At 72.9% G+C, this 8,164-nt stretch carries 9 protein-coding genes; 2 read left to right on the top strand and 7 right to left on the bottom strand.

Translation table 11 applies throughout. The features are described 5' to 3' along the window. Nucleotides 1–255 precede the first annotated feature (255 nt). Nucleotides 256–945, top strand: a complete 690-nt coding sequence (locus CCN56_RS04715; protein WP_086823905.1) for a 1-acyl-sn-glycerol-3-phosphate acyltransferase — start codon at nucleotides 256–258, stop codon at nucleotides 943–945. Between the two features lie 85 nt (nucleotides 946–1,030). Continuing rightward, nucleotides 1,031–2,065 (top strand): NAD(P)-dependent oxidoreductase, encoded by a 1,035-nt coding sequence (locus CCN56_RS04720; RefSeq protein ID WP_179199689.1) that lies wholly within the window; start codon nucleotides 1,031–1,033, stop codon nucleotides 2,063–2,065. A 52-nt stretch (nucleotides 2,066–2,117) separates the two neighbouring features. Here the strand turns inward: CCN56_RS04720 and CCN56_RS04725 are convergent, their stop codons facing one another. The 7 genes from CCN56_RS04725 to CCN56_RS04755 all read right to left on the bottom strand — a co-directional run. Continuing rightward, the gene (locus CCN56_RS04725; RefSeq protein ID WP_086823900.1) at nucleotides 2,118–3,695 is read right to left on the bottom strand and encodes an alpha/beta hydrolase; all 1,578 of its coding nucleotides are present in this window, start codon (nucleotides 3,693–3,695) and stop codon (nucleotides 2,118–2,120) included. Between the two features lie 143 nt (nucleotides 3,696–3,838). Continuing rightward, complete coding sequence (locus tag CCN56_RS04730; protein ID WP_086823909.1) at nucleotides 3,839–4,582, bottom strand: urease accessory protein UreD; 744 nt, start codon at nucleotides 4,580–4,582, stop codon at nucleotides 3,839–3,841. Next, a complete protein-coding gene (ureG, locus tag CCN56_RS04735) occupies nucleotides 4,579–5,256 on the bottom strand; it encodes an urease accessory protein UreG (protein WP_086823901.1) in 678 nt (225 codons plus the stop codon). Before ureG ends, CCN56_RS04730 begins: the two co-directional genes overlap by 4 nt. Before the next feature lie 16 nt (nucleotides 5,257–5,272). After that, nucleotides 5,273–5,935 carry an urease accessory protein UreF gene (locus CCN56_RS04740; protein WP_086823902.1) on the bottom strand — a complete coding sequence of 221 codons (663 nt, stop codon included), beginning with the start codon at nucleotides 5,933–5,935 and terminating at the stop codon, nucleotides 5,273–5,275. Next, complete coding sequence (locus CCN56_RS04745; protein WP_086823903.1) at nucleotides 5,935–7,656, bottom strand: urease subunit alpha; 1,722 nt, start codon at nucleotides 7,654–7,656, stop codon at nucleotides 5,935–5,937. The genes CCN56_RS04740 and CCN56_RS04745 overlap by 1 nt, the downstream gene beginning before the upstream one ends. Further along, nucleotides 7,649–8,008 carry an urease subunit beta gene (locus tag CCN56_RS04750; RefSeq protein ID WP_086823904.1) on the bottom strand — a complete coding sequence of 120 codons (360 nt, stop codon included), beginning with the start codon at nucleotides 8,006–8,008 and terminating at the stop codon, nucleotides 7,649–7,651. Before CCN56_RS04750 ends, CCN56_RS04745 begins: the two co-directional genes overlap by 8 nt. Nucleotides 8,009–8,021: 13 nt before the next feature. Then, nucleotides 8,022–8,164: urease subunit gamma (locus CCN56_RS04755; protein WP_179199690.1), on the bottom strand; the 143-nt coding region annotated here is incomplete at its 5' end.

The following is an 8,164-nucleotide window of genomic DNA, read 5'->3' on the forward strand; positions in this document are numbered from 1 at the left end:
GAAGGGCGAGAGTCCTGTGGGCGTGGTGGTGGGTGGGGTGGCGGGCGCGGTCGTCGGCGTGGGGGTCGGCTCCGACGGGCCCGAGCCGGAGCAGCCGTACAACCCGGCCGCCGTCAGCGCGCACAGCAGTGCGGTGAGGACGCGGCCGGGGCGCCTGGCCCCGCGCTCGCCTGTCATGTGACGCTCCCCCACCAGTGGACCACGGGCCCGTGCGGGGATACAACGGGCGTGACGGACGACGAACGGGGGTCGCGCGTGTTCTACCAGTTGATGAAGTACGTCCTCCTCGGACCGCTCCTCAGGCTGCTGTTCCGGCCGCGGATCGAGGGGCTCGAACACATCCCGGAGGAGGGGGCCGCGATCGTCGCGGGCAATCACCTCTCCTTCTCCGACCACTTCCTGATGCCGGCCGTCCTTGACCGGCGGATCACCTTCCTCGCGAAGCAGGAGTACTTCACGGGGCCGGGTCTCAAGGGCCGGCTGACGGCCGCCTTCTTCCGGGCCGCCGGACAGATCCCGGTGGACCGGTCGGGGAAGGAGGCCGGGCAGGCGGCGATCCGGGAGGGCCTCGGCGTCCTCGGCCGCGGTGAGCTGCTCGGGATCTATCCGGAGGGGACGCGTTCGCACGACGGGCGGCTTTACAAGGGCAAGGTGGGGGTGGCGGTGATGGCGCTGACCGCCGGGGTCCCGGTGGTGCCGTGCGCGATGGTGGGGACCTTCGAGATCCAGCCGCCGGGGAAGGTCGTGCCGAGGATCCGCCGGGTCACCATCCGGTTCGGGGAGCCGCTGGACTTCTCCCGGTTCGCCGGGTCGGCGGGCGAGAAGGCCGTGGTCCGCGCGGTGACCGACGAGATCATGTACGAGATCCTGCGCCTGTCGGGCCAGGAGTACGTGGACGAGTACGCCACGGTGGTGAAGGCCGCGGGGACCGAGCCCTCCGAATAGTTCCCGCACGGGGAACGCCGAGGGCGGATCCGCGCACGGCGCAATCCCCTGGGCGGCCGCCCGGGGCACCCGTAGCGTCGCCCTCATGACCAAGGGAAACGCGTTCGTGCTGGGTGCGACGGGACAGGTGGGGCGGGCGGCCGTGCGGGCGCTCGTCTCGGACGGCTGGGAGGTGACGGCCGCCTCGCGGGGCGGCTCCGGGGACGAGGGGTGGCCGGAGGAGGTCCGCTCGGTCGGGCTCGACCGGAACGAGGAGGGCGCGCTGGCGGCGGCGCTCGGCGAGGGCACCGACGTCCTGGTGGACGTGGTGGCGTACGACGCCGGGCACGCCGCCCAGTTGACCGGGCTCGCGGACCGGATCGGCTCGGCGGTGGTGATCTCCAGCGGGGCGGTGTACGAGGACGAGCAGGGCCGCAGCTTCGACACCCAGGACCGGCCGGACGGCTTTCCGCGCTACCCGGTGCCGATCCCGGAGTCGCTGGCGACGGTGGCCCCGGGCGACGGCACGTACGGCACCCGGAAGGTGGCCCTTGAGCGGGACTTGCTCGCGGCGGGCGACGCGCTGCCGACGACGCTGCTGAGGGCGGGCGCCATCCACGGACCGTACTGCCCGGGGCCGCGCGAGCTGTGGTTCGTGAAGCGGGCGCTCGACGGGCGGCCGGTGCGCGTGCTCGCGTACGGGGGGACGTCACGGTTCCACCCCGCCCACGTCGCCAACATCGCGGAGCTGGTCCGGCTCGCGGCCGCGAACCCAGGCAGCCGGGTACTGAACGCGGCGGACCCGGAGGCGCCGACGGTGGCGGAGATCGGGTCGGCGATCGACGCGGTCCTGGGCGCGGAGAGCGAGACGGTGCTGATCGAGGGAGCACCGCAGGGCGGCGTCGGGCTCACCCCGTGGACCTCGGAGCATCCCATCGTCTACGACATGACGGCGGCCGAGCGGGAGTTGGGGTACCGGCCGGTGGTGTCGTACGCGGAGTCGCTGCCGGAGACGGTCGAGTGGCTGGCCGGGCGCCTGAAGGGACGGGAGTGGCGGGAGGCGTTCCCCGGACTCGCGAAGTACCAGGTGGACTTCTTCGACTACGCGGCGGAGGACACCTGGCTGGCGTCCCGGGCATGACGAGAGGGGCGGCCGTCGGACGGCCGCCCCTCCCTTCACACCGCGCGGAGCGTTACGGCTTGGGCGTGGCGTGCGGCTCGCACGTCACGTCCTGGCTGTCCACCTTGCCGGTGAGCAGGTACGTCTCGACCCGCGGGTTGATGCAGGGGTTCACCAGACCGGTGACGCCGTGCGAACCCGCGTTCTTCTCGGTGATGAGACGCGAGTTCTTGAAGCGCTTGTGCAGCTCGACCGCGCCGGCGTACGGCGTCGCCGCGTCACGCTCGGACTGGACGATGAGCACCGGCGGCAGGCCCTTGCCGGTCTTGACCTGGGTCGGCTTCTGCTGCGGCGCGGACCAGGTGGCGCACGGCAGGTTCATCCAGGCGTTCGCCCAGGTCATGAACGGGTACTGCTCGTGGAGGGCCGAGTTGTCCCGGTCCCACCGGTTCCAGTTCGTCGGCCACGCCGAGTCGGCGCACTCGACGGCGGTGTAGACGGCGTTGCCGTTCTCCGACGCGATGTTGCCGGCGGTGTCGGTGAGGTCCGCGGCGGCACCGTCGATGAGCGGCTGCGGGTCACCCGCGGCGTAGGCGCTCCAGGCCTCCGCGACCGGGACCCACGAGGAGTCGTAGTACGGAGCGCTCTGGAAGAAGCCGATGAGCTCGGCCGGACCGACCTTGCCGCCCAGGGGCTCCTTTTTGGCCGCGGCACGCAGGGTCACCCACTGCTGCTGGACCTTCTCCAGGGTGTCGCCGAGGTGGTACGTGGCGTCGTTCTGGGCGACCCAGGTCATCCAGTCCTTCAGACGACCCTCGAAGGCGATGTCCTGCTCCAGGTTGGCCTGGTACCAGATGTTGCTCTTCGCCGGGTTGACCACGCTGTCGACGATCATGCGACGCACGTGGTTCGGGTACAGCGTGCCGTAAACGGCGCCCAGGTAGGTGCCGTACGAGACGCCGATGAAGTTGAGCTTCTTCTCGCCGAGCGCGGCCCGGATGACGTCGAGGTCACGGGCGGTGTTGCGCGTCGTCATGTAGGGCAGCATGTCGCCGCTCTTCTCGGCGCAGCCCTTGGCGTACTCGGCGGCCAGCTTGCGCTGGGCGAGCTTGTCCGCCTCGCTGTCCGGGACCGGGTCGAGCTTCGGGCCCTTGACGAACTCGGTCGGGTCGACGCAGGAGATGGGCGCCGAGTGGCCGACACCGCGCGGATCGAAGCCCACGAAGTCGTAGGCCTTCGCGGTGTTCACCCAGAGCGGGTTGTTGGTGGTGACCCGGCGCGGGAAGCGCAGGCCGGAACCACCGGGGCCGCCCGGGTTGTAGAGCAGCGCGCCCTGGCGCTCGGCGGGCGTGCCGGTGGACTTGACGCGGTCCACGGCGAGCTTGATCTTCTTGCCGTTGGGCTCGGCGTAGTCGACCGGGACGGTGACCCAGCCGCACTGGATGGGCTTGGCGAAGCCCCAGTCGGCCGGGCAGTCCTGCCAGTCGATGCCGGCCTTGGCGGCCTGGGCGGCGGCGATGGTCGCACCGCGCGCCTCGTCGTCACGGTCCTGGCCGGTGACGGCGCCGGCCGTCGGTGCGGCCAGCGCGGTCGCCATGAGCGTGCCCGCTATCAGAGTGCCGGCAGAGCCGAGCACTGCTGTGCGTCTCAATGATCCTCCCCCTGAAGGAGTCTGTGTGTCCGGGGGATCCTTTCGTCACCGGGGCGCACGACGAAAGGGCGTACGCGTGTTTCTTTGCCGAACCAATAACCGGTGAGTGGTGTACCGCTGAGCGGTACGGCTTCGAGGAAGGTTCAGAACGGGGCGAGTTCGGACAAAGCCGCGTCGAGGAGCCGGCGCAGCGCGAGCGCGTCCGGCGCGACGGCGGTGGCGAGGGCCGCGGGTCCGGCGAGCGGACTGACCACGGCGTTCTCCCCGTACAGCCGCGCCTCCACCGGCTTCTCCCCGAATGCCGGGTCGACGACGAGGAGTTGGCCGGTGGCCCGGTGACCACCGAGGACCGCTCCGCCGTCCCAGCCGCCGGGCGCGCCGGGTCCGAAGGCCAGCTCCTGGTCGAACAGGAGGCGGCCGGCGCGGCGGACGGTGAGCCGGGTGGTGAGGGTGCCGGGCGGCTCCCCGTGCCGGCCGAGGACCTGTTCCTCCCGCAGGACGAGACGCGCGGTGGGCGCGAGGTCGACGGTGGTGCGCATCCGCAGGTGCGAGCCGGCGGCGGAGACGAGCTGCTCGGGCAGCCAGCGGAGCACCGCGTTCTCGCCGACGGCGATCCGGACGTCGTACGCGGCGTGGTCGGCGCTCCGCCCCGGCAGGGCCAGGGTGGCGGCGGCCGAGTCGACCAGGAGCCGGGCCCCGTCCCGTACCTCGGTCTCGATCGCGAGCCGGTCGCCGCCGAGCGGGGCGCTCATCGCCCCGACGACGGTGACCCGGGTGTACGGTCCGGCGGCCCGGGTGCGGCGCAGGGCGAGGGGGCCGTCGCTCACCAGGAGCGGAAGCCCCCCGTCGGCGTCGGCGGCGATCCGGGCGGTGGCGCGCAGGCTCACGCGGTCCACGCCGCGAGCTGTGCCCGGACCCAGTCGGCGACGGGCGCGACGCCGTGCTCGCCGCGCAGGGAGGTGAAGGCGACGGGCAGTTCGCCGCGCTGCTCCTTCGCGTCGCGGGCCATCCGCTCCAGGTCGGAGCCGACGTACGGGGCGAGGTCGGTCTTGTTGACGACGAGGAGGTCGGCGGTGGTGACGCCGGGGCCGCCCTTGCGGGGGATGTCGTCGCCGCCGGCCACGTCGATGACGAAGATCTGGGCGTCGACGAGTCCCTTGGAGAAGGTGGCGGTGAGGTTGTCGCCGCCGGACTCGACGAGGATCAGGTCGAGCGGTCCGACCGTGTCCTCCAGTTCCTCGACGGCTTCGAGGTTGGCGGAGATGTCGTCGCGGATGGCGGTGTGCGGGCAGGCGCCGGTCTCGACGGCCTGGATGCGCTCGGGCGGCAGGACGGCGTTGCGGAGCAGGAACTCGGCGTCCTCGCGGGTGTAGATGTCGTTGGTGACGACGGCGAGGGAGAGGGTGTCGCGCAGCTCGCGGCAGAGGGCGGCGACGGTGGCGGTCTTGCCGGATCCGACCGGTCCGCCGAGCCCGATGCGCAGGGCGCGGCGGGTGCCGTCGGGACGGTGGGCGTCGGCGGAGACGGCGCCGTGGTGGGTGTGGGCGTGGTCGAGGTGCATGGGGGCTCCATGGTGTTCAGGAGGCGAAGAGGCGGACGGGCCAGGCCGCGTGCTGTTCGGCGGTGAGGTCGAGCAGGGGCGCGGAGGCGGCGGGCAGGGCGTCGACGCCCTCCCCGGCGGCCGCGGCGGCGCGCTCGGCGACCTGGTCCATCTCGGGGGCGAGGCGGGCGAGGACGGCGGTGGCCTGGTAGGGGTCGAGGCTGAGGAGGCGGACGGCCGCGGTCGCCGGACCGCCGACCGTCTCGTACGCGACGCAGTGCGCCGCGTCCTCGGGGCCGAGTCCGGCGGCCCGGGCGGCGGTGCCGAGGACGACGGGCTGGTGGGCGCCGCGCGGGAACGCGGCGGCCAGCGCGTCGAGTTCGGGGCTCGACCAGGTGGCGCGGGCGGCCCGCATCAGCTGGCGGCCGAGCCTGCGGGCGGCGGCGCGCAGGGCCGCCGATGGGGTACGGGCATCGGCCGCCGCGTCGAGCTCGTAGGGGTCGAGTCCGTGCGCGGCCCCGGCGGCGAGTGCCGCCGAGGTGAGGCCCGTGGTGTGCAGGCGGCCCCGGCAGAAGGCCTCCAGGTCGGCGGCGTCCTTGATGCGGCCGGCCTTGACGGCGGCCTCGGCGCCGCCGGAGTGGGCGTGCCCGCCGGCGGGGAAGCGCCCGTCGGCGAGCACGAGGAGAGCGGAGCGCGACATCAGAAGAGGAAGTAGCGCTGGGCCATGGGCAGTTCGGCGGCGGGCGCCGGTTCGACCGCCTCGCCGTCGATGGTCACCGAGAAGGTGTCGGCGTCGACCTCGACCCGGGGCAGGGCGTCGTTCTCCCGCATGTCGGCCTTGGTGACCCGCCGGGTGGAGCCGATGGCGGCGAACTCCTTGTGCAGGCCGAGCTTCCGTGGCAGGTCGTCCTCGATGGCCGCCTGGGCGACGAAGTTGACCGAGCCGGCCGCCGCGGCCCGGCCGAGCGCGCCGAACATCGGGCGGGGCAGGACCGGCTGGGGCGTGGGGATGGAGGCGTTGGCGTCGCCCATCTGCGCGTACGCGATCTGGCCGCCCTTGACGACGACGAGCGGCTTCACGCCGAAGAAGGCGGGCTCCCAGAGGACCAGGTCGGCGAGCTTGCCGGGCTCGACCGAGCCGATGAGGTGGCCCATGCCCTGGGCGACGGCCGGGTTGATCGTGTACTTGGCGACGTAGCGGCGGGCCCGGTGGTTGTCGGCGGCCCCGTCGCCGGGCAGGGCGCCGCGCCGCTTCTTCATGACGTGGGCGGTCTGCCAGGTCCGCATGATCACCTCGCCGATCCGGCCCATCGCCTGGGAGTCGGAGGAGATGATCGAGATGGCGCCCAGGTCGTGGAGGACGTCCTCGGCGGCGATGGTGGAGGGCCGGATGCGGGACTCCGCGAAGGCGAGGTCCTCGGGGACGGCCGGGTTGAGGTGGTGGCAGACCATCAGCATGTCGAGGTGTTCCTCGATGGTGTTGACGGTGTGCGGCCGGGTCGGGTTGGTGGAGCTGGGCAGGACGTGCGGCTCGGAGACGACCGTGATGATGTCGGGGGCGTGCCCGCCGCCGGCGCCTTCCGTGTGGTACGCGTGGATCGTGCGTCCGGCGATGGCGGCGAGGGTGTCGCCGACGAAGCCCGCCTCGTTCAGGGTGTCGGTGTGGATGGCGAGCTGGGCGCCCGTCTCCTCGCACACGCTCAGGCAGGCGTCGATGACGGCGGGGGTGGCGCCCCAGTCCTCGTGGATCTTGAAGCCGAGGGCGCCGCCGCGCAGCTGGGAGTGCATCGCCTCCCGGGACATCGTGTTGCCCTTGCCGAGCAGGCCGATGTTGACGGGGAAGGTGTCCAGGGCCTCGAACATCCGGGCCATGTGCCAGGGGCCGGGCGTGATCGTGGTCGCCTTGGTGCCCTCGGCCGGTCCGGTGCCGCCGCCGACGAGGGTGGTGACGCCGGTGGCGAGGGCCTGCTCGACGACGGTCGGCGAGATGAAGTGGACGTGGGTGTCGACGGCGCCGGCGGTGACGATCCGGCCGTTGCCGACGATGATCTCGGTCTCGGGGCCGATGACGAGGTCGGGGTGGACGCCGTCCATGGTGTCGGGGTTGCCGGCCTTGCCGAGGGCGGTGATCCGGCCGCCCCGGATGCCGATGTCCGCCTTGACGACGCCCCAGTGGTCGATGACCACGGCGCCGGTGATGACGGTGTCGGGGGCGCCCTCGGCGCGGGTGGTGCGGGCCTGGCCCATGGACTCGCGGACGACCTTGCCGCCGCCGAAGACGGCCTCCTCGCCGGCGCGGCCGGGGCCGCCGCAGCGGTCCTCCTCGATCTCGACGAGGAGGTCGGTGTCGGCGAGGCGGATGCGGTCGCCGGTGGTGGGGCCGAACAGGTCGGCGTAGACGGCGCGGTGGAGGTCAGGCACGGTCGCCGTCCTTGTCCTGATCGGTGGTGTCGAGGGGGCCGGGGACGTCGAGGGGGCCCGCGGTCTCGCCGCGCAGGCCGGGCACGATCCGGCGGCCGGCTACGGGTACGAGCTCGACCTCGACGGGGATGCCGGGCTCGAAGCGGACGGCGGTCCCGGCGGCGATGTTCAGTCGCTGTCCGCGGGCGGCGGCGCGGTCGAAGTCCAGGCCGGGGTTGACCTCGGCGAAGTGGTAGTGCGAGCCGACCTGGACGGGCCGGTCGGCGGCGTTGAGGACGGTCAGGCGGGTGACGGGGCGCCCTTCGTTGAGGGCGACGGGGCCGGGCGCGTACAGGATCTCTCCGGGGATCATCGGCGGCCGCCCGTCAGATGATGGGGTCGTGGACGGTGACGAGCTTGGTGCCGTCCGGGAAGGTGGCCTCGACCTGGACGTCGTGGATCATCTCCGGGATGCCGTCCATGACCTCCTCGCGGGTGAGCACCTTGCGCCCCGAGGCCATCAGCTCGG

This window comes from Streptomyces sp. NRRL B-24572 (assembly GCF_002156145.1).
GTDB lineage: Bacteria > Actinomycetota > Actinomycetes > Streptomycetales > Streptomycetaceae > Streptomyces > Streptomyces vietnamensis.

What these genes read in the sequence shown, in the direction of transcription:
- CCN56_RS04720 (WP_179199689.1), top strand. Translation starts at nt 1,031, where the DNA reads ATGACCAAGGGAAACGCGTTCGTGCTGGGTGCGACGGGACAGGTGGGG.
- ureG (WP_086823901.1), bottom strand. Translation starts at nt 5,256, where the DNA reads ATGCACCTCGACCACGCCCACACCCACCACGGCGCCGTCTCCGCCGAC.
- CCN56_RS04740 (WP_086823902.1), bottom strand. Translation starts at nt 5,935, where the DNA reads ATGTCGCGCTCCGCTCTCCTCGTGCTCGCCGACGGGCGCTTCCCCGCC.
- CCN56_RS04750 (WP_086823904.1), bottom strand. Translation starts at nt 8,008, where the DNA reads ATGATCCCCGGAGAGATCCTGTACGCGCCCGGCCCCGTCGCCCTCAAC.